Origin of the sequence: Aureimonas sp. AU40, from assembly GCF_001463785.1 — a bacterium.
Classification (GTDB): domain Bacteria; phylum Pseudomonadota; class Alphaproteobacteria; order Rhizobiales; family Rhizobiaceae; genus Aureimonas.
On the sequence record NZ_BBWL01000006.1, the window covers coordinates 19,078 to 37,685 of the forward strand.

General features: G+C 68.4%; 17 protein-coding genes. 11 read left to right on the forward strand and 6 right to left on the reverse strand.

Going from position 1 to position 18,608, the window contains the following annotated elements; genetic code table 11:
* Positions 1-18 precede the first annotated feature (18 nt).
* From AUL32_RS02660 to AUL32_RS02695, 8 genes are all read left to right on the forward strand, one after another.
* A complete protein-coding gene (locus tag AUL32_RS02660) occupies positions 19-1,509 on the forward strand; it encodes a sugar ABC transporter ATP-binding protein (protein ID WP_192847411.1) in 1,491 nt (496 codons plus the stop codon).
* 72 nt (positions 1,510-1,581) lie between these two features.
* Positions 1,582-2,574: an ABC transporter permease gene (locus AUL32_RS02665; RefSeq protein ID WP_062111511.1), complete on the forward strand. Its 993-nt coding sequence runs from the start codon at positions 1,582-1,584 to the stop codon at positions 2,572-2,574.
* Positions 2,575-2,706: 132 nt separating this feature from the next.
* Complete coding sequence (locus AUL32_RS02670) at positions 2,707-3,645, forward strand: sugar-binding transcriptional regulator (protein WP_062111513.1); 939 nt, start codon at positions 2,707-2,709, stop codon at positions 3,643-3,645.
* 79 nt (positions 3,646-3,724) lie between these two features.
* The gene (locus AUL32_RS02675; protein ID WP_062111515.1) at positions 3,725-5,047 is read left to right on the forward strand and encodes an NAD(P)H-dependent oxidoreductase; all 1,323 of its coding nucleotides are present in this window, start codon (positions 3,725-3,727) and stop codon (positions 5,045-5,047) included.
* A 23-nt stretch (positions 5,048-5,070) separates the two neighbouring features.
* On the forward strand, positions 5,071-6,135 hold the full coding sequence (locus AUL32_RS02680) for a thiamine pyrophosphate-dependent dehydrogenase E1 component subunit alpha (RefSeq protein ID WP_062111518.1): 1,065 nt from the start codon (positions 5,071-5,073) through the stop codon (positions 6,133-6,135).
* Between the two features lie 144 nt (positions 6,136-6,279).
* The gene (locus AUL32_RS02685; RefSeq protein ID WP_062111519.1) at positions 6,280-7,293 is read left to right on the forward strand and encodes an alpha-ketoacid dehydrogenase subunit beta; all 1,014 of its coding nucleotides are present in this window, start codon (positions 6,280-6,282) and stop codon (positions 7,291-7,293) included.
* A gap of 4 nt (positions 7,294-7,297) precedes the next feature.
* Positions 7,298-8,728, forward strand: a complete 1,431-nt coding sequence (locus tag AUL32_RS02690; protein ID WP_062111521.1) for an acetoin dehydrogenase dihydrolipoyllysine-residue acetyltransferase subunit — start codon at positions 7,298-7,300, stop codon at positions 8,726-8,728.
* 17 nt (positions 8,729-8,745) lie between these two features.
* Positions 8,746-9,405 (forward strand): HAD family hydrolase, encoded by a 660-nt coding sequence (locus AUL32_RS02695; protein ID WP_062111523.1) that lies wholly within the window; start codon positions 8,746-8,748, stop codon positions 9,403-9,405.
* A gap of 81 nt (positions 9,406-9,486) precedes the next feature.
* Here the strand turns inward: AUL32_RS02695 and ptsP are convergent, their stop codons facing one another.
* From ptsP to AUL32_RS02725, 6 genes are all read right to left on the reverse strand, one after another.
* Complete coding sequence (gene ptsP / locus AUL32_RS02700; RefSeq protein ID WP_306302883.1) at positions 9,487-11,433, reverse strand: phosphoenolpyruvate--protein phosphotransferase; 1,947 nt, start codon at positions 11,431-11,433, stop codon at positions 9,487-9,489.
* A 203-nt stretch (positions 11,434-11,636) separates the two neighbouring features.
* Complete coding sequence (locus AUL32_RS02705; protein ID WP_061974688.1) at positions 11,637-12,017, reverse strand: PTS glucitol/sorbitol transporter subunit IIA; 381 nt, start codon at positions 12,015-12,017, stop codon at positions 11,637-11,639.
* Between the two features lie 121 nt (positions 12,018-12,138).
* Positions 12,139-13,185 carry a PTS glucitol/sorbitol transporter subunit IIB gene (gene srlE, locus AUL32_RS02710; protein ID WP_062111525.1) on the reverse strand — a complete coding sequence of 349 codons (1,047 nt, stop codon included), beginning with the start codon at positions 13,183-13,185 and terminating at the stop codon, positions 12,139-12,141.
* 25 nt (positions 13,186-13,210) lie between these two features.
* Positions 13,211-13,993, reverse strand: coding sequence for a PTS glucitol/sorbitol transporter subunit IIC (srlA, locus tag AUL32_RS02715; RefSeq protein WP_062111571.1), 783 nt, complete (start codon positions 13,991-13,993; stop codon positions 13,211-13,213).
* A 186-nt stretch (positions 13,994-14,179) separates the two neighbouring features.
* Complete coding sequence (locus AUL32_RS02720; protein WP_062111528.1) at positions 14,180-14,623, reverse strand: transcriptional regulator GutM; 444 nt, start codon at positions 14,621-14,623, stop codon at positions 14,180-14,182.
* A gap of 99 nt (positions 14,624-14,722) precedes the next feature.
* Positions 14,723-15,688: a sugar-binding transcriptional regulator gene (locus AUL32_RS02725; protein ID WP_062111531.1), complete on the reverse strand. Its 966-nt coding sequence runs from the start codon at positions 15,686-15,688 to the stop codon at positions 14,723-14,725.
* 141 nt (positions 15,689-15,829) lie between these two features.
* Here AUL32_RS02725 and AUL32_RS02730 point away from each other — a divergent pair, with 141 nt between their 5' ends.
* From AUL32_RS02730 to AUL32_RS02740, 3 genes are all read left to right on the forward strand, one after another.
* Positions 15,830-16,531: a hypothetical protein gene (locus AUL32_RS02730; RefSeq protein ID WP_062111533.1), complete on the forward strand. Its 702-nt coding sequence runs from the start codon at positions 15,830-15,832 to the stop codon at positions 16,529-16,531.
* 100 nt (positions 16,532-16,631) lie between these two features.
* Positions 16,632-17,297: a hypothetical protein gene (locus tag AUL32_RS02735; RefSeq protein WP_062111536.1), complete on the forward strand. Its 666-nt coding sequence runs from the start codon at positions 16,632-16,634 to the stop codon at positions 17,295-17,297.
* A 298-nt stretch (positions 17,298-17,595) separates the two neighbouring features.
* Positions 17,596-18,510 carry an alpha/beta fold hydrolase gene (locus AUL32_RS02740; protein WP_062111538.1) on the forward strand — a complete coding sequence of 305 codons (915 nt, stop codon included), beginning with the start codon at positions 17,596-17,598 and terminating at the stop codon, positions 18,508-18,510.
* Positions 18,511-18,608 lie beyond the last annotated feature (98 nt).

Consider the following 18,608-nt stretch of genomic DNA (forward strand, 5'->3'; position numbering starts at 1 on the left):
GGAGGGAAAGGGTTCGCCATGGATGCCATCGCCACCGCCTTCGAGGCGCGCAACGTGTCCAAGAGCTTCGGGGTCGTCCACGCGCTGCGCGGCGTTTCCGTCTCGATCCACCCCGGCGAGGTCCATGCCATCATCGGCGAGAACGGCGCCGGCAAATCGACCCTCATGAACATCTTCTGCGGCCGGCTGCGCCCGAGCGAGGGCGAGCTGCGCGTGAACGGCGTGGTGCAGCAGTTCCATTCGCCCGGCGAGGCGCAGCGCGCCGGCATCGCCATCGCGCCGCAGGAGATCAATCTCGTGCCGGCGCTCACGGTCTGCGAGAACATCCTGCTCGGCGCCGAGATCATGCGCGGCCCGGCCATCGACTGGAAGCGCACCCGCGAAGAGGCGCTGAGCCATCTCCACGCCGTGGACGACACGATCGACGGTGCGGCGCGGGTGGAGACCCTGTCCAAGGCGCAGCAGCAACTCGTGCAGATCGCCCGCGCCGTCGCCACCAAGGCGCGCATCCTGATCTTCGACGAGCCGACCGCCGCGCTCACCAACCGCGAAACGGAAAAGCTCTACGCCTTCATCCGGCGCTTTCGCGACGGCGGCGGTTCGGTCTTCTACATCTCGCACCGGCTGGACGAGATCCTGATGCTGTCGGACCGCATCAGCGTGTTGCGCGACGGCGCCCATGTCGGCGAGATGGACCCGCGCCGGGCCACCAAGACCGACATGGTCTCGCTCATGGCGGGCCGCGAGGTCGCGATCTCCCACCACGTTCCACGTCGGCTGGAAGACCGGCCCGTGGTGCTGAAGGTCTCCGGCCTTTCCCGCCACGGCGAGTTCGAGGACGTGTCCTTCGATCTGCACGAAGGCGAGGTGCTCGGCATGTCCGGCCTGATCGGCGCCGGGCGAACCGAGGTCGCCAAATGTATCTTCGGCCTGACGCGGGCGAGTGTCGGCACGGTCGAGGTCTTCGGCAGCGCCAAGCCCATCGCCGACCCCGCCGACGCCATTGCGCGCGGGCTGGTCTACCTGCCCGAGGAGCGCAAGCAGGAGGGCATCTTCCCGCTTCTCTCCATTGCCGAGAACATGACGATCGCGACCCTCGACCGCTTTCGCCGGCCGGCCTGGATGGATTTCGGCGCCATGGCCCGGACGGTGGACGACTATGTCGGGCGGCTGCGCATCAAGATCGGCTCGCCGACCGACCCGATCACCAGCCTGTCGGGCGGCAACCAGCAGAAGGTCATTCTCGGCCGCTGGCTCGCCAAGAACTCGCGCATCCTGATCCTGGACGAGCCGACGCGCGGCATCGACGTCGCCGCCAAGAGCGAGATCCAGGGCGTGCTGGACGCGCTGACCGCGCAAGGCCTGTCGATCATCTACATCTCCTCCGAGCTCGAAGAGGTGCTGAACGTCTCCGACCGGATCGTCGTCATGCACGAGGGCCGGGTGAAGGGCGTGCCGCGCACCGAGGACATGACCCAGGAATCGCTTCTCCAGCTGGCCATGAGCTGAGGCTCCTGCGCGCCCCGGCCAGGATCGGCCTTGGCGCCTTCGCACCCGTTCCGCATCGAAAGGCATCGCGCCATGACCAACATCGCCGCCGCCGGACAAACGCGCGCCCGGTCCGCGCCGCCCTCCCTCTGGTCGCGCTTCAAGGGCTGGGAGGCGAGCGGCATCCTGATCGCGCTCGGCGTCTTCGCGCTCGTCCTCTCGCTCGCCGCGCCGAACTTCCTTTCGGCCTACAATCTCACCGTCGTCGCCCGTGCCGCCGCCTTCGTCGGGCTGGTGGCGCTCGGTCAGACCCTGGTCCTGCTGCTCGGCGGCATCGACCTTTCGGTCGGCACCGCCGCCGGCCTGTCGGCCATCGTCGGCTCGCTGCTTCTGACGAAGATCGGCGTCTATCCCTACCTCGTGCTGCCGCTGGCGGCCGGCTTCGGGCTTTGCCTCGGCCTCGTGAACGGTTTCCTGATCGCCTATCTCCGCCTCAATCCGTTCATCGTGACGCTGGCCACCGGCGAGATCTTCGCCGGCCTCACGCTCGTCATCACCGAGGGCTATCCGATCCGCCCGCTGGGCGCGCAGTTCCGCGTCTTCGGCCAGGGCGAACTCCTCGGCCTGCCGATCCCGGTCTGGTTCTTTCTGGTCTCGGCCGCGATCCTGATCTGGATGCTGCGCAACACGCGCTTTGGCCGCAACATCTTCGCCATCGGCGGCAATCGCGACGCGGCGGCGCTGGTCGGCATTCGCATCCATCGCGTCGAGCTTCTGGTCTACGGTCTCGCCGGAATGTTCGCCGCGCTCGCCGGCATGCTCTATGCCAGCCGCATGGACGCCGGGCAGCCCTCGGTCGGCGAAGGCTGGATGCTGCAGGCGATCACCGCCGCGATCATCGGCGGCACGAGCCTTCGCGGCGGGCAGGGGACGATCGTCGGCACCGCGCTCGGCGCGCTGCTCCTCGCCATGCTCGCCAACGGCACGGTTCTGCTCAACGTCTCGGGCTTCTGGCAGCGCGTCATCGTCGGCCTCGTGGTTCTCGTCGCCATCCTCGTCGATCTCGCCCGCCGGCACCGGACCTGACCCTTGGCCTGGCGCGCTCCTGTCCCGTCCGGCCCCGGCCCAAATCTCGGCCAAGGCGGGGCGGGACTGTCCCCCGCGAGGGAAGACGGTCTATCTCCGCTGGAGAGGTTCTCCTCCAGCGAAAGGCAGATCGTGTCGTCCACCGAGAGCGAAGACATCAAGGCCCGGGCCGCCTGGCTCTACTACATGGAAGGCCTGACGCAGGATCAGGTCGCCAAGATCCTCAACCTGACGCGCACCCGCGTCCTGCGCATGCTCGCCTCGGCGCGCGAGGACGGCACGGTGCAGATCCGCGTCACCGCGCCCATCGCCCGCTGCGTCAAGCTGGAGCGCGAGGTGCGCGCCCGCTTCGACATGGAGCGCGTCGTGGTCGTGCCCGATCCGCAGGACGAGGCGCGCCTGCCGGCGATGATCGGCGCGGCGCTCGGCCAGATGCTGCCCGATCTCCTGGCCGAGGGCATGACGATCGGCCTCGGCTGGGGCCGCACGCTCTCCTCCTCGCTGCCCTTCATCGAGCCGCTGGGCTACAGCCGCTCCACCACCATCTCCATGCTGGGCGGGCTGACCCATGTCAGCCTCTCCAACCCGTCCGAATTCGCCTGGCGCTTCGCCGACCGGCTCGGCGGCGAATGCTACATGCTGGCCTGCCCGGTCTTCGCGCCCGATGGCGCGACGCGCGAAGCACTGCTCGCCCATCGCGGCATCGCCGAAGTCTTCCGCCGCACCGACCGGTTGGATCTCGCCATTCTCAGCGTCGGCGATTTCACGCGCGATTCCATCTTCGTCCAATACGGGCTCCTGGAGCGCGCCGATCTGGACTCGCTGGAGCGCGCAGGCGCGGTGGGCGACGTGCTCTGCCGCTTCATCGACGCCGAGGGGCGGGTTCTCGACCATTCCGTCAACGACCGTGTGCTGGCCGTGGACCCGCGCCGTCTGGCGCAGGCGCGCCGCACGGTGTTGGCCTCCGGCGGCTGGTCGAAATTTGCCGCCATCCGCGCGGCGATCACGCTGCTCCATCCCGAAATCCTCGTCACCGACGAGCGCACGGCGGAGCGGCTTCTCGACACGTAGAGGTATTTTTGATCCTCCGTGTTGAACTCTTGTACTTTCATGGATACAAATGTATCAGAGATCGCAGGGAGGATCTTCGATGACCATTCTTCAGGTGGGCCTTGCGGCCGAGCTTCAGGCCTATGCGGACAAGCACGGCCCGGTGACGGTGGGCCTCGCCGGTTCGGGCCAGATGGGCACCGACATGGTGGTGCAGTTGACGCTGATGCCGGGCGTCCGGCTCGGGGCCTTGTCGGAGCTGAACATCGCCGGAGCCGAAGAGGCGCTGCGCATGGCCGGCTCGCCCTTCGTGCGCGCGGCCGGCGTCAACGACATCGACCGCGCCATCGAGGGCGGCAAGGTCGCGCTGACCGAGGACTACAAGGCGCTTTGCGCCTCGGGCCATGTGGACGTGGTGATCGACGCCACGGGCAATCCCAATGTCGGCACGCTGATCGCGCTGGAAGCCTTTCGCAACGGCAAGCATGTCGTGATGCTGAACGTCGAGGCCGACATCACGATCGGCCGCTTCCTGCGCGAGGAGGCCGCCAAGGCCGGCGTGGTCTACACGGGCGCGGCGGGCGACGAGCCGGCGGCGACGATCGAGATCGTCGGCTTCGCCCAGTCGCTCGGCTTCGACATCGTTTGCGCCGGCAAGGGCAAGAACAACCCGCTGAAATTCGACGCGACGCCCGATGCCTACGAGGAGGAGGCGCGCCGCCGCAACATGAACGCCCGCATGCTGGTGGAGTTCGTGGACGGCTCCAAGACCATGATCGAGATGGTCGCCGTCGCCAACGCCACCGGTCTCGTGCCGGACGTTCCCGGCATGCATGGCCCGGCCGCGACGCGCGACGAGCTCGCCACCGTGCTCTGCACGAAGGAAGACGGCGGCGTTCTCTCGGGCACCGGCAAGGTGGATTATTCCATCGGCAAGGGCGTCGCGCCCGGCGTCTTCTGCGTGGTGAAGCCCCGGCATGAGCGCGTCCTGGAGCGCATGAGCGATCTGAAGATGGGCACCGGCCCCAACTACACGATCTTCCGCCCCTATCACCTAACCTCGCTGGAAGTGCCTCTTTCGGCGGTGCGCGCGGTGGTGAAGAAGGCGCCCGACATGCAGCCGGCCGAGCGGCCGGTGGCCGAGTGCGTGACGATCGCCAAGCGCGATCTCAACCCCGGCGACACGCTCGGCAAGATCGGCGAATACGATTATCGCGGCTTCGCCATGACCTGGGAAGGCGCGCGCGACGAGGGCGCCCTGCCGCTGGGCCTTGCCGAGCGGGCCAAGGTCATCCGCCCGATCAAGGCCGGCGAGAAGCTGACCTATGCCAATTGCCAGCCGGACGACAGCCTCGTCATCACCCAGATCCGCCAGCGTCTCGACCAGGCCGACAGCCGCTTCGCGTCCAGCGCGGCGGCCTGACGGGACGGGAGGAGGAGAAGCCCATGTCCGCCTTGCCCCAATCCGCGCCATCAGCCGAGGACGTCGCAGAAAATGCCGCCCGCACGACCGCCGTGCGCGACGGCCACAACAAGCCCTTCGCCTTCCGGCACTTCCCGCCCGAGGTGCTGAAGGATGCGCTGCGCCAGATGCACCTGATCCGCCGCTTCGAAGAAGGGGCGGAGGAAAGCTACACGCGCGGTCTCATCCACGGCACGATGCACCTCTCGATCGGCCAGGAGGCCTCGGCCGTCGGCGCCTGCTTGGCGCTGACCGACACGGACCAGATCACCTCCACCCATCGCGGCCATGGCCATTGCATCGCCAAGGGCGCCGAGGTCGGGAAAATGTTCGCCGAGTTCTTCGGCAAGGAGACGGGCTATTGCCGGGGGCGCGGCGGCTCCATGCATATCGCCGACGTGTCCAAGGGCAATCTCGGCGCCAACGGCATCGTGGCGGGCGGTCTGCCCATCGCGGTCGGCGCGGCGCTTTCCATGAAGATGCAGAAGCGGCCCGACGTGGTCGTCTCCTTCTTCGGCGACGGCGCCAACAACGAGGGCGCCTTCCACGAGGCGCTGAACATGGCGTCCATCTGGAAACTGCCTGTCATCTTCGTCTGCGAGAACAACAAATACGGCATGTCGGTCTCGACCGAGCGCTCCACGGCGGTGAAGAACATCGCCGAGCGGGCCGTGGCCTATTCCATGCCCGGCGTCACGGTGGACGGCAATTCGCTCTCCGACGTGTCGGAGGCGCTGGTCACCGCGATCGAGCGGGCGAGGGCGGGCGAGGGGCCGAGCCTCGTCGAGTGCAAGACCTACCGTCATCGCGGCCATTCCAAGAGCGATCGCAACCGCTATCGCACAAAGGAGGAGATCGACGACTGGATCTCCAAGGACCCGATCGGCCGGTTCGAAGCCGAGATGCTGGACTACGGCGTGGTGGATGCCGGAGAGATCGAGGCGATCCGCGAAGGTGTCGAGCGCGAGATCGCGGAAGGGATCGAGTTCGCCAAGAACTCCCCCTCGCCCGACGTCAAAGAGGCGACGCGCGACGTCTACACGGCCTGAGCGCCGTTTTCGGCAAGGCGGCGCGGCCCGCCCTGCCACCTGAGCAAGACACCTGAACGACGAGCCGGGTCGAGGGCGCGTGAACGAGGCTTCACCCCGACCCCCCAAGCTCCCACGGCCGGCGAGCCGACAAGGAATCCAGGGATGAGCGAGACCATCGACGTGGCCGGCGGCCGCGAGCTTTCCTATGCCCAGGCGATCCAGGAAGCGATCGCCATCGCCATGGAGGAGGACCCGCGCGTCTTCATCATGGGCGAGGATATCGGCGTCTATGGCGGCGCCTTCCAGGTGACCGGCGATCTCGTCCACCGCTTCGGCGCCGACCGCGTGATCGACACGCCGATCGCCGAACTCGGCGGCGCGGGCGTTGCGGTGGGCGCGGCGCTGACCGGCATGAAGCCGATCTACGAGTTCCAGTTCTCCGACTTCGCGACGCTCGCCATGGAGCAGATCGTCAATCAGGCGGCGAAGCTCCGCTTCATGCTGGGCGGCAACGTCTCGGTGCCGCTCGTCATGCGCTTTCCCGCCGGCTCGGGCACGGGCGCGGCGGCCCAGCACTCGCAGAGCCTCGAAGCCTGGCTCGGCCATGTTCCGGGGCTGAAGGTTCTCCAGCCGGCGACCCCGCACGACGCCAAAGGCATGCTGCTCGCCGCGATCGACGATCCGGACCCGGTCATGATCTTCGAGCACAAGATCCTCTACAAGATGAAGGGCCCCGTGCCGGAAGGGCGCTACACCGTGCCGATCGGCAAGGCGCTGGTTCGCCGCGAAGGGCGGGACGTGACGGTCGTCGCCTCCGCCATCATGGTGCACAAGGCGCTCAGCGCCGCCGAGGAACTGGCCAAGGAGGGGATCGACGTCGAAGTCGTGGACCTTCGCACGATCCGGCCGATGGACCGTGAGACGATCATCGCCAGCGTCATGAAGACGGGTCGTCTCGTCTGCGTCTACGAGGGCGTCAAGACGCTCGGCATCGGCGCCGAGATTTCCGCCATGATCGCGGAAAGCGAGGCCTTCGACTATCTCGACGCGCCGGTGATCCGGCTGGGCGGCGCGGAATCGCCGATTCCCTACAATCCCGAACTCGAAAAGGCGGTCGTGCCGCAGGTGCCGGACATCGTTCAGGCGGTGCGCGCGCTGGCCCGCCGGGAGCGCTGACGCCATGCCGACCGAAGTGATCCTGCCCAAGGTCGACATGGATATGGCGACCGGCCAGATCTCGCGCTGGTTCTACAAGGAAGGCGACGCGATCAAGAAGGGCGAGCCGCTCTTCGAGATCGAGACCGACAAGGCCGCGATGGAAGTGGACGCGCCGGCCTCCGGCACGCTGCGCAACGTCACGGGCGCGGAGGGCGTGGACATCGCCGTCGGCTCGCCCGTCGCCTGGATCTATGCCGAGGGCGAGGCAGCCGAGCCGGCCGCGCCCGTCGCCGACGCGGGCTTGCCGAAGACGGTCGGCCCCGATCCCGACGTCGAGACCGACTCCAAGCCCGTCGCGGCAAGCGAAGCCCGCGCCCTGGTGAATGGCTCGGGCGAGACGGCAAAGACCTGCTGCGCCAAGGACCGGCCGGCGGAAGGCGAGCGCCGGGGCGTTCGCGCCACGCCGCTGGCCCGGCGCCTGGCGCGCCAGTTCGGCCTCGATCTGAAAGCCATCGCCGGCCAAGGCCCGCTCGGCCGCATCGGGCGCGAGGATGTGGAAGCGGCCGCCGCGAAGGCCCAGGCGAAGCCGGTCGAGGCGCGGGTGGAGGGGACGGCCGAGGCGCCTGCACCCGCCATGGCTCGCGCGCCTGCGCCGCAGATTCAGCCCGCCGCGCCTTTGCGCGCGACGACCACCGCCGACACGCCGCTCCATGTGGCGCGGCTGCGCGAGGGGGAGGGCACGCCGATCGTGCTGCTGCACGGTTTCGGCTCGGAAAGCGCGAGCTGGCGGCCGCTGCTTGCCGAGTTCGCGGGCGGCAATCCGGTTTTGGGGCTCGACCTTCCCGCCCATGGCGGCTCGGTGGCGCGGGAGGCGTCGGGCTTCGACGCGCTGGTGTCGGGCGTCGAGCAAACGCTGCTCGCGCTCGGCCTCGCGTCCTGCCACCTCGTCGGCCATTCGCTGGGCGGCGCGGTCGCCACCGCCGTCGCGGCTGGGCTCTCGGTCGACACGCGCTCGCTGATGCTGCTGGCGCCGGCCGGCTTCGGACCGGATATCGACACCGCCTTTGCCGAAGGCTTCGCACGCGCCGTGGACGAGGCGCCGGTCCGCTCCTGGCTGCGCCATCTCGTGTCCGACCCTGCCGCGATCTCGGACGGGTTCGCGCGCGCCACGGCGCGAGGCCGGGCGGACGGCGTACAGGCCGAAGCGCAGATGCGGCTCGTCGGCTCACTCTTCTCCAACGGCACGCAGCATTTCACGGTGCGCGACCTCGTCGGCACGCTCGCCATGCCGGTGAAGATCGTGGCGGGCGCCGAGGACCGCGTCGTGCCGGTGCGTCATTTCACCGGGCTTCCCGGCACGGTTGCCTTGCATGTCTTCCCCCGCACCGGCCATATGCCGCAATTCGAGCAGCGGGCGGCGGTGGCGCGCCTCTTGCATGAATTGACGCGCTGATCTCCAGAAGGATGCCGATGGCCGAGTTCGATTGCATCATCTTCGACTGCGACGGCGTCCTGGTCGACAGCGAAATCCTGGCCCGCCGCGCCATGCAGTCGGTGTTCCGGCAGGCCGGGATCGAGGTGACGGCGGAGATGGTCGACAGTTTCGTCGGCATGAAATTCGCCGACATCCTGAACGGCATCGAGGCGCGCACGGGGCAGCGCATCGCGGACGACTACCATCCCCGCTTCTGGACGGAGACCAAGGCCCTCTTCACCGATCACCTCCGGCCCGTGCCGGGGGTGGTGGCGTTTCTGGAAGGCTCGGCCGTCCGCCGCTGCGTCGCCTCGTCCTCGGACCACGAGCGCATCCGCCACAGCCTGGGGGTGACCGGCCTTGCCAAGTTCTTCGAGCCGAATGCCATCTTCTCCTCGCACGACGTGGCGCGGGGCAAGCCCGAGCCCGACCTCGTTCTCCACGCCGCCCGCACCATGGGCGCCGACCCCGCGCGCTGCCTGGTGATCGAAGACTCGCGCTTCGGCGTGATGGGCGCCAAGGCGGCCGGCATGGCGGCCTATGGCTTTCTCGGCGGCGCGCATCTCCTCGCCAATTCCGGCGACGCCCTGCGCGAGGCCGGCGCCGATTTCGTCGCCCGCAGCTACGAAGAGATCGCCGCCTTCATGGCGGGCTGACTCTTACTTTCATTTCCAAACGCAAAAGCCCGGCGGGAGCGAACCCGCCGGGCTTTTGCGTTCGAGGAGGCGAAGCCCCTTTCAAATCTCCGTCACGCATTTCTTGGCGCGCGGGATGGAGGCGGGGCTCATGGAGAGTTCAGTCACGCCGTTTTCCACGAAGAAGGGAATGAGGTCGGGCCGTGCCGCCGCCTCGCCGCAGACGCCGATCCAGATGCCGGCCTCGCGCGCGGCCTGCGCCGCTTGGCGGATGGCGGCGAGAACGGCGGGGTGCTCGGCGCGGTTGAGCTTGGCGACGCGCGGATTGAGCCGGTCTGCGGCCATGACATATTGCGTGAGATCGTTCGTGCCGACGGAGAAGAAATCGACCTCCCGCGCGATCTCGGCCGCCAGGAACACGGCCGCCGGCGTTTCCACCATGACCCCGAGTTCGAAGGGCCCATGCGCGTGGCCGGCCGCATCCAGCTCCGCCCGGCATTCCTCGATCAGGGCACGGACCGCCCGGACCTCGCCGACGTCGGCGATCATCGGCAGCAGGATTTTGACGTTGCCGACCGGCGAGGCGCGCAAAAGCGCGCGCAGCTGCGGCTTGAACACGTCTGGCCGCTCCAGGCACATGCGCACGCCGCGCCAGCCGAGGAAGGGGTTGTCCTCGTGCTCGAAATCGATGCCGGCCACCGGCTTGTCGCCGCCGATGTCGAGCGTGCGGATCACCACGGGATAGGGCGCGAAGGCCTCGGCCAGCTTGGTGTAGGTCTCGGCCTGCTCGTCCTCGCCGGGCAGGGTGCGGCGCTCCATGAACAGGAACTCGGTGCGGAACAGGCCGACGCCCATGGCGCCCGCTTGTCGCGCGCCGTCGATCTCGGCCAGCGAGCCGAGATTGGCGGCGATCTCCACCCGCCGCCCGTCGCGGGTGCGCGGCTCCACGGTGCGATAGGCTTCGAGGCTCCGGCGCTCCTCCGCCTCGCGCGCGATGGCCGATTGCAGGCGCGCGGCACTCTCGGCATCGGGATCGAGCACGACCTCGCCGCTGGCTCCGTCGAGGCCGACCGTGCGCGCCGCCTTCAACTGCTCCTCCGACGCGGAAAAGCCGAGCACGGCGGGAATGCCGTGGGCGCGCGCCATGATCGCGACATGGCTGGTCGCCGCGCCCTTGCGGCAGACGATGCCGGCAATGTCGGCGAGCGTCGCTTTGGCGAGATCCAGCGCCGCGATCTCGTCGGCCACGATCACCGAGCCCTTCGGCATGTCCGCCAGCGTCAGGTCCTTGGCGCCGATCAGCGTCAGCGCAATGCCACGTGTCACGCTGCGAATGTCCTCGGCGCGGGCGCGAAGATAGGGGTCCGCCAGCGCCTCGAAGCTCGCGGCGATCGCGCGCCCTGCCTCGACCACGGCGCTCGGCGCGTCGCGCCCCTGGCCGATCGCGGTCTCGACGCTCCCGATGAACTCGGCATCCTCCGCCACGTCCACCAGCGCGTCGATGATCGCCGCGTCGTCGCGTTTCAGACCCGGCCGCGCCTTGGCCTCGCGGAAGGACTGCACCGTGGCGGCCAGCGCCGCGCTGTATCTGGCGCGCTCGGCCTCGCGCTCTTCGGCCGGCACGTCGCGCGGCGGGATGTCGAGCGCGGCTGGAAAGAAGGCGAAGGCCGGGCCGATCGCCGTGCCCTCGCTGGCGGCGATGCCGCGCGAGCCGGAGGGGGCGGGTGTTGCGGCGGGGGCGGGCGCAGTCGCCGCCGGCTCGGCGTCGCGAGCGGGCAAGGCGACGTCGCCGGCATCGGGCGTCTGGAGAAAGGTCGAGAGCGCCGAGACGGCGTCGGCCGCGTCCTCGCCGTCGGCGCGCAGCGTCGCCTCGTCGTTTTCCTTCACGCCGAGCAGCATGAGTTTCACCGCGCTCTTGGCGCTGGCGCCCCGGCCGTTGCAGCGGATTTCGATGTCGCTGGAAAAACTCTTGGCGAGCTTGACGAATTGCGTGGCCGGGCGGGCGTGCAGCCCTTCGTGCACACGCACGACGACGGATCGCTCGATCATGGGTCTCACGTCCTTGAAGGCGGGATGAAGGGCGGCACTTGAGCACCTAACAAAAATCTCATGGGGTCGGGTGCCTCAGGCTTTTCGTCGCTGACATCGTCGCAAATGCTTAGCCATGCCGCCGGCATCGACTGCGCTTTGCTCCTCGTCCTCGGCCGAAAATCCCTCGACCATCCTCCGCCCAGAGATTTTGTTAGGCGCTCTTAGCCGGTGATGGCGATCTCGGCGCCGGGCTGGAGAGCGCTGGCGAGCGCCGCGCCGTCCACCGCGCTGGCGGCGATCTCGCCGGGCCGCTCGGGCGCCTCCGCGCCGTTGAAATTGATCACGACATGGCCGATGTCGCGCACCTTGGCCCAGGCGAGCGGGCCGATGCCGGTCAGCGTGGCTTCCACCGACCCGACGCGGATCGCCGCGCCGGGCGAGGGCGCCTCGACGCTCGGCTCTTCGGCGACGCGGTGCGTCACCGAGACTTCGGCGAGTTCGGGCGGCGCGCCGTCCGCGAACAGGATCAGGACGCCGCCTTCCAGAAGGTCGGCCACGTCCGGGCCGATGGCGGTGACGAGCGTGCGAAAGCGTGTGGTCATAAGGGCTCTCCAGAGGAGGTGAGGCCGGGCGCCGTCTCGGCCGCGCCGGCTCCGAAAGGGGGCGGGCCGGGGCGCTTCGGCGCCGGCCCGCAAGGCTTGGCGTCAGAGTCGCGCTAGCGCGTCAGAGCAGGAAGCTCGCGCCCCAGGCGATGAGAACCGAGACCGGCCCCATGATCTGGCGGCTGATGAGCACGGCGGGTACGCCGATCTCGATCGTCTTGGGCTTGGCCTCGCCGAGCGCGAGGCCCACCGGCACGAAGTCGCAGCCGACCTGCGTGTTGTAGGCAAACAGCGCCGGCAGTGCCATGGCCGGGGCGATCGTGCCGTTGGCGATCTGCGGGCCGATGATGGCGACGCCGATCACCTGCGCGATCACCGCGCCGGGGCCGAGGATCGGCGACAGGAAGGGCAGGCCGCAGATCGCGGATAGAACGATGAGCCCGAGGATGTTGTTGGCGAGCGGCCCCATGGGCGCGGCCAGAAGATCGCCGACGCCGGTATAGAGGATGATGCCGATCAGCATGGTCACGAAGGCCATGAAGGGCAGGACGTTGCGGATCACCATGTCGATGGTGCGCCGGCCGGCATTGAAGAAGATGCCGACGGCCCGGCCCATGACGCGGCCGACGCTGGTGATGGCGCCGATCAGCCCGCCCTGGTTCGAGGCGGGCATCGCGCTGCCGAGCGCCGCCGTCGCCTCGGCCGGGGAGGAGAAGGAGCGCGGCGCGGCGGCCGGCTGGCCCATGCCGGCGGGCGAAGCCGCCCCCTGGCCGCTTGGCGCGGCAGCGGCGCCATCGGCCGGCGCCATGTCGTCGGTGGTCACGCCCGAGACGTAGATGTCCTCGGTGATGAACTGCGCCAGCGGGCCGCTCTGGCCGACCGGCATGATGTTGATGGTCGGGATGCGCTTGCGGGCGTAGACGCCGCAACGCGCCGTGCCGCCGCAGTCGATGACGACGGCCGCCATCTCGCTTTCCAGCGGCGGGTTGCGGAACCCGTCCACCACGGTGGCGCCGGTCAGTTCGGCGAGCCGCTGCGCGACGGCGGGGATGCCGCCGCCGGTGACGGCGACGATCTTGTCGCGCTCGGGCGTCGGCTGGATCACCAGCGGGCCGCCCCAGCCACCCTTGCCCTGCGAAACGCGAATGGCATTGAAACTCTTGGCCATGATCCGATCCTTTCCTCTTCCGGCCCTAGAGCGTCACGCCTTCGCGCTGCGCGAGAAAGCGCGTGACGCGTTCGGTGACGATGCCCTTGAGAAGGATCACGACGATGCCGACGATGAAGTAGTAGATGGCGAGATTGATGTGGTAGCCGGGCGGCACGACGCCCCGGTTTTCCAGCTCCAGAAGCGCCACCAGAACGCCGCCCCAGACGAAGTATTCGCCGGCATTGGCATGGGGAAACAGGCCGAGGATCGGGTGGCAGAAGGAGACGGCCGAATCGTAGAAGGCCGGCTTGTGCTTTTCCTCCAGGAACGTGCCGAACGTGTAGGCCATCGGGTTGGTGAGGAAGAACATGGCGAGCACCGGCAGCACGGTGTAGCGCGTCAGCGCGATGCGCCCCGCCTTGCGGGCGAGCCCGTGGACCCGCTCCTCGCCGATCATGCCGGTCAGCGCGTAGAAGGCGGTCATCAGCACCACGAGCGTCGGGATGATGCCGGTGACGAAGCCGAGAAACACCTCGCCGCCCTTCTGGAAGACGCCGATGAAGTGGCGCCCGATCGTCGCCAGCCAGCCGAGCTGCTCCTCCTTGTTGCTGGTGGAGAGCTGCTGAACCCGCTTGGCATATTCTTCCGCCGAGATCGGGCCGCCGGCCGTGGCAGGAACGGTGGCCTGCGCGGTGCCGGCGGCGCCGGGATCGGTGGCCTGGGCGAGCAGCGTCGCGCCGTGATGGGCGCTGTCGGCAACGCTGCCGGCAACGGCGTGATGGGCCGCGAGATCATGGACCGGGGCCAGCGTGGCGGGGTCGCTCAAGGCATGGGCGTAGGCGGCGCCGTGAGCGGCGAGATCGGCCACTCCTTGCGCCATCATCATGGTCAGCATCATTGGCCCCTCCCGGCCTTGTTCGCCCAAAAGGGCATGTCATGTCTCGGCTGGCGGAAACCCGGCGCGCCACTCCCGCGCGTCAGGGCTCCCGGCGATGGATGGTCGAGGAAAAGCTCAGACGGCGGCGGGGCGCAGGGGCGCCGTGGCTTTGGGCGAAGCGGACGCCGTGCCGCCGCCTCGGCGCACCGTCTCGACCTGCGCGAGGGCTGTCAGCAGCGCTTGCGAGAACGGGTCTTTCGGCCGCAACGCGGCTTGGCTGCGCGCTTCGCCTGGGCTGACGCCCTCCAGCCTTTCCACCCGGCGCGCCTTGGCGAAGACCGTTCGGCCCTCGATGGTGACGACGCGGCGCAGCGTCTCGTCCGGGGCGACCACCAGTAGCACGATCGCGCCGCGCTTCAGCCCGCCGCCGCCCTTGCCGACGCCCATCCAGCCGTCCGACCATTCGCTCGACAATTGCTGGAACGCCGCGCGGTAGCGGCGGATCTGGACGATCGTTCCCCAGCACTGGAGAAGCCAAGCCAACGCCAGAAGCGCCAGCACGCCTTGCCAACCCCACATTCGAAAACCTCCCGACGACGCTCTCCCTTGCATCGTTGACCGATCATGAACATTTGACTTCTATAGTGTCAAGATGTTCGTTCGCTCGGCGTAGAGTTGTTAGGACGTGGGGTCTTCGAGGAGGCTTGCGGCCGTCAACTCGTCGGTGACGAGTACGGTCGGCCGCACGAAAGCGAGGGAGGCGCGCAGAATGTCGATCTTGTCCGCCCCGCCCGAGGCGATGACGCGCTTTCCCGCCCGGCGGATCGCCGACATGTCGGCCGACATGATGCGGGAATTGATGGGATGATCCACCAGTTCGCCGGCTCTGTCCAGAAAGTGGAAGAGAAGATCGCCGACGGCCCCGGCCTTCTGCAGCGACTGCCGGTCGCTTTCCGCGATATAGCCGGTGCGATAGGTCGTGGCGCCGCTCTCGATGCCGCCGACGCTCAGCACCACCATGTCGAGATGATCGGCCATGCCCAGAACCGAGCTGAGGCCGCAGCGCTCGATCAGGGCGGTCTTTGTCTCGACGCTGTCGACGATGGCCGGCGCGGTGAGAAGAAAGGCGTCGCCGTTGAAGATCTGGGCGAAGCGCCAGGCGAATTCGGCCGGGTTGAAGCGATGCGCCTCAGCGATGCCGCCGAGCAGCGACACGACGCGCATCTCCTCCAAGGCGCGCGCCTCGACATAGGGCAGCGATTCCAGAAGCGTCCGGCCCCAGCCGAGGCCGATCGTCATGCCTTCCGCCACGGTCTGCGAGAGATAGCTGCCGATGGCCGCGCTGATAACGGGGGCGGGGTCCTCGCCGGCGCCGGGCGCCGGCACGACGATGGCGCTTTCCAGCCCGAAGCGCCGCTCCAGCGCGCGCTCGGTCGCGGTGAGTTCGGCCAGCGGGCCGGCGACGGAGATACGCACCTCCGAGCGGTTGCGCGCTTCGGCGAGCAGGCGAACCACGCTGACACGCCCGATGCCGAGCGCGCTGGCGATGTCGTTCTGCGTCATCTGCTCGACATAGTACATCCAGGCCGCGCGCACGCGCATCCGGTCGGCGCGCGTGCCGGCGAGGGAGGCTTGATCCGACATCTCGGCTTCCTTTCCGGCGCTCAGGCGCTTCGCACGGGCGAGGGGCTGCGGCTTGGCCGCGACGGGCGGGCTTCAAGCAGAAAATCCCTCATGATTCGGCGGGGCCTATGATAGCGTTCGGCTGCAAGTTGGAGAGCGTCCATGTTGCCTTATCCTGATAGTCTGGCCCTGCCGCTGAAGGAGGGAATCCGGGACTTGAGATCCTCGATCCGCCATGAAGCGCGGGCGGGCGCCGTGTCCAACCAACTGTTCGGAACCCCCGAGCCGACCCGCCGGCTGGCGCGGCTGGCCGACGGCATGTTGACGCGGGCCGAGCGCTTCGCCGGCAAGGTCCTGTCGCGCGACGCCGTCGATCTCGGCGCGCGGCTGGATCGGCTCGGCGCCGGTCTTGCTGAGGGACATGTGACCGAGCGCACGGGCGATGTCTATGCCGTGTGTCAGGCGATCTGCGATCTCGACGGCCCGTCCGGCGCCGTGGTGTCGGAGCTCAAGCTCTCCAGCCGTAATCTCGACCGGCCCCTGTCGGGCGAGGGGGACCGGGCGCTGGCGGCCGCGCGCATCGCCGCGCGCATGGCCACGCTCGACATCGTGCGCCCGTGCCTTGGCACCGTTCTCGCCTCCGCCGGCCGCGAGGAGACGAAAGCGCTGAACGCGCGCGTCGCGCTGACAGCCTGGCTCGCCGTGCTCGTTCGGCTCCAGACGCGCGAGGACGCGCGCGTTATTCTCGCCAGCGCACGCTGGGCGACGGAGGCGGAAGAGGCCGAATGGCGGACGCTGCTGAACGAGCGCAAGCTCGAGGACCTTGCCGCGCTTTGGCGCCAGACCGTGCCCTATCTGCCTTGAAGGCCGTACCTTATCTGTCTTGAAGGAACTGCCGGCTCCCGGCCCCGAGCGAGGAAAGCCGCCGGAGACCCGACGAAAAGCCCCGAGAAAGAGTGCCGAATTGACCGACAGCGCGATGAAGCTCAGCATCGACTTTCCGCCCGAGGCGGAGGGGCGTTCGCCCATCAAGCGCTCGATCCGGCGTCTGGCGGCCTTCTCGCATCTGGTGGACCACGGGCTCGCCCAGTTCAACCTGCGCTACGGCACCGATCTCACCGTTTCCTCGCGTCAGCTGACCCGCGCCTTTCTGGAATGGGTCCGCCGCTTCGACGCGCAGCGCGAACTGGCCGATCGGGACCGGCGCGACTTCAGCCATTTCGCCGCCGGGCTCCTGTTCAGCAGCTTCATCCGCAACCGGCCGGTGCAGTCGGCTGCCGGGCAGGGGGTGGCCAGCGAACCAGCCGGCACCTCGGCCCTGCGCCCAGAGGAACGGCTGATCGCCTTCTGGCCGGAAGGCGTCTTCTATTTCGAGTTCTGCATCACGGTGCTCGACAAGGTCCTGGCGGAGCAATCGCTCGAAGGCATCCATCTCTCGCCGCAGGCGGTGGAGCTGCGCTCCTGGCAGTCCTTCCGCGAGAACGTGCAGGACGATCCCAATCTCGCCATCCCGTTTCTGGACCTCTTCCTCGGCGGCGATCCCAATTGGGACTACCCCACCGCCGCGCGCTTCCGCTCCGCCCTGCAGGGTCACTTCCTCGGGGCCGATCGGCGGCTCACCTCGAACTGACATCGACGCTCGGGCTGCGAGGCGCACCGACGCGCCCGTGTCGATACTATTGTGCGTGCGCGATCAGCTCCTCACGTTTCTCGCCTGACGCTTTTACGTCGTTCGATAGCCATCCGGCGAGCCTTCGGCGGGAGTTTTGCAGCCTACGCATGAACAGATGTTTTTTGTATTGACCAAATGTTCCTCCCTGATTTATGTTGCAGGCGATCGAAGTCCGCTGCGCTGGGAGGCGCGGGCGACGAGCGCCTGAAGGCTTGAGGCCGCGCTCTCCCGGACTTCGCTTCGTTCGGGAGGAAACATGGTTGAGATCGTCGATCACGCGGGGGCCCCCGTGAAGCACGGGCGCGCGCGGGTCAATGGCATCCGGATGCATTATGTGACGGCCGGGCAGGGCGAGCCGCTTCTGCTCCTGCATGGCACGCCCAAGACCCATTACTACTGGGCCAAGCTCCTGCCCCTCCTTACGGAGCATTTCACCGTCGTCGCGCCCGATCTGCGCGGCTTCGGCTACACCGACAAGCCGCCGGCGGAGGAAGGCTACGATTCCCTTACCAACGCCAACGACATGGCCGAGCTGATGACGCAGCTCGGGCACGAGCGGTTCCACCTGCATGGCGAGGACCGGGGCGCGGAATTCGCCTATGCGCTGGCCGCCACGCAGCGCGACCGGGTCAAGACGCTTTCCTTCTGCGAGATGCTGCTTTCGGGCGAAGGGCTGGAGGAATGGTCCAACTTCACGCCGGACAACATTTCCGCCCAGTATCGCCAGCAGGGCGTCTGGGTTTGGCACATTCCCTTCTTCTGGATTCCGCATCTGCCGGAAATGCTCATCACCGGCCGCGAGCGCGAGTTCTGGGAGTTCTGGATCAAGGCCGAGACCTGGAACCCGACCGCGATCAGCGACGAGGCGATCTCGGAATGGATCGCCCGCCTGTCCGCCCCCGGGGGCTTGCGCGGCTGCCTGGAGACCTACCGCGCCGGCCTGAAGAACGCGCGCATCAATGCCGAGCTGAAACAGAAGAAGCTCTCGCTGCCGATCATGACGGTGGGCGCGCCGGAATTCTTCGGCCCGCTGGTGCGCGACCAGATGCTGAAGGTTTCGGAAGGCGTCGAGCGGTCCGAGGTCTTCGAGGAATGCGGCCATAGCCTTGCCTGGGAGGCCGAGGATCGGCTCGCCCTCATGCTGCGCGAGTTCATGCTGAACCGCGCCTGACACGAACTGAAAGCCTCGCGACGACGAGGTTCGCCCGGCGCGACAGCTTCGCGCCGGAGCGATGAGACCCGCGCACCGTCTGGGAGGACGGGGCCGGG

What these genes read in the sequence shown, in the direction of transcription:
- AUL32_RS02660 (WP_192847411.1), top strand. Translation starts at nt 19, where the DNA reads ATGGATGCCATCGCCACCGCCTTCGAGGCGCGCAACGTGTCCAAGAGC.
- AUL32_RS02665 (WP_062111511.1), top strand. Translation starts at nt 1,582, where the DNA reads ATGACCAACATCGCCGCCGCCGGACAAACGCGCGCCCGGTCCGCGCCG.
- AUL32_RS02675 (WP_062111515.1), top strand. Translation starts at nt 3,725, where the DNA reads ATGACCATTCTTCAGGTGGGCCTTGCGGCCGAGCTTCAGGCCTATGCG.
- AUL32_RS02680 (WP_062111518.1), top strand. Translation starts at nt 5,071, where the DNA reads ATGTCCGCCTTGCCCCAATCCGCGCCATCAGCCGAGGACGTCGCAGAA.
- AUL32_RS02685 (WP_062111519.1), top strand. Translation starts at nt 6,280, where the DNA reads ATGAGCGAGACCATCGACGTGGCCGGCGGCCGCGAGCTTTCCTATGCC.
- AUL32_RS02690 (WP_062111521.1), top strand. Translation starts at nt 7,298, where the DNA reads ATGCCGACCGAAGTGATCCTGCCCAAGGTCGACATGGATATGGCGACC.
- AUL32_RS02695 (WP_062111523.1), top strand. Translation starts at nt 8,746, where the DNA reads ATGGCCGAGTTCGATTGCATCATCTTCGACTGCGACGGCGTCCTGGTC.
- ptsP (WP_306302883.1), bottom strand. Translation starts at nt 11,433, where the DNA reads ATGATCGAGCGATCCGTCGTCGTGCGTGTGCACGAAGGGCTGCACGCC.
- AUL32_RS02705 (WP_061974688.1), bottom strand. Translation starts at nt 12,017, where the DNA reads ATGACCACACGCTTTCGCACGCTCGTCACCGCCATCGGCCCGGACGTG.
- srlE (WP_062111525.1), bottom strand. Translation starts at nt 13,185, where the DNA reads ATGGCCAAGAGTTTCAATGCCATTCGCGTTTCGCAGGGCAAGGGTGGC.
- AUL32_RS02720 (WP_062111528.1), bottom strand. Translation starts at nt 14,623, where the DNA reads ATGTGGGGTTGGCAAGGCGTGCTGGCGCTTCTGGCGTTGGCTTGGCTT.
- AUL32_RS02725 (WP_062111531.1), bottom strand. Translation starts at nt 15,688, where the DNA reads ATGTCGGATCAAGCCTCCCTCGCCGGCACGCGCGCCGACCGGATGCGC.
- AUL32_RS02730 (WP_062111533.1), top strand. Translation starts at nt 15,830, where the DNA reads ATGTTGCCTTATCCTGATAGTCTGGCCCTGCCGCTGAAGGAGGGAATC.
- AUL32_RS02740 (WP_062111538.1), top strand. Translation starts at nt 17,596, where the DNA reads ATGGTTGAGATCGTCGATCACGCGGGGGCCCCCGTGAAGCACGGGCGC.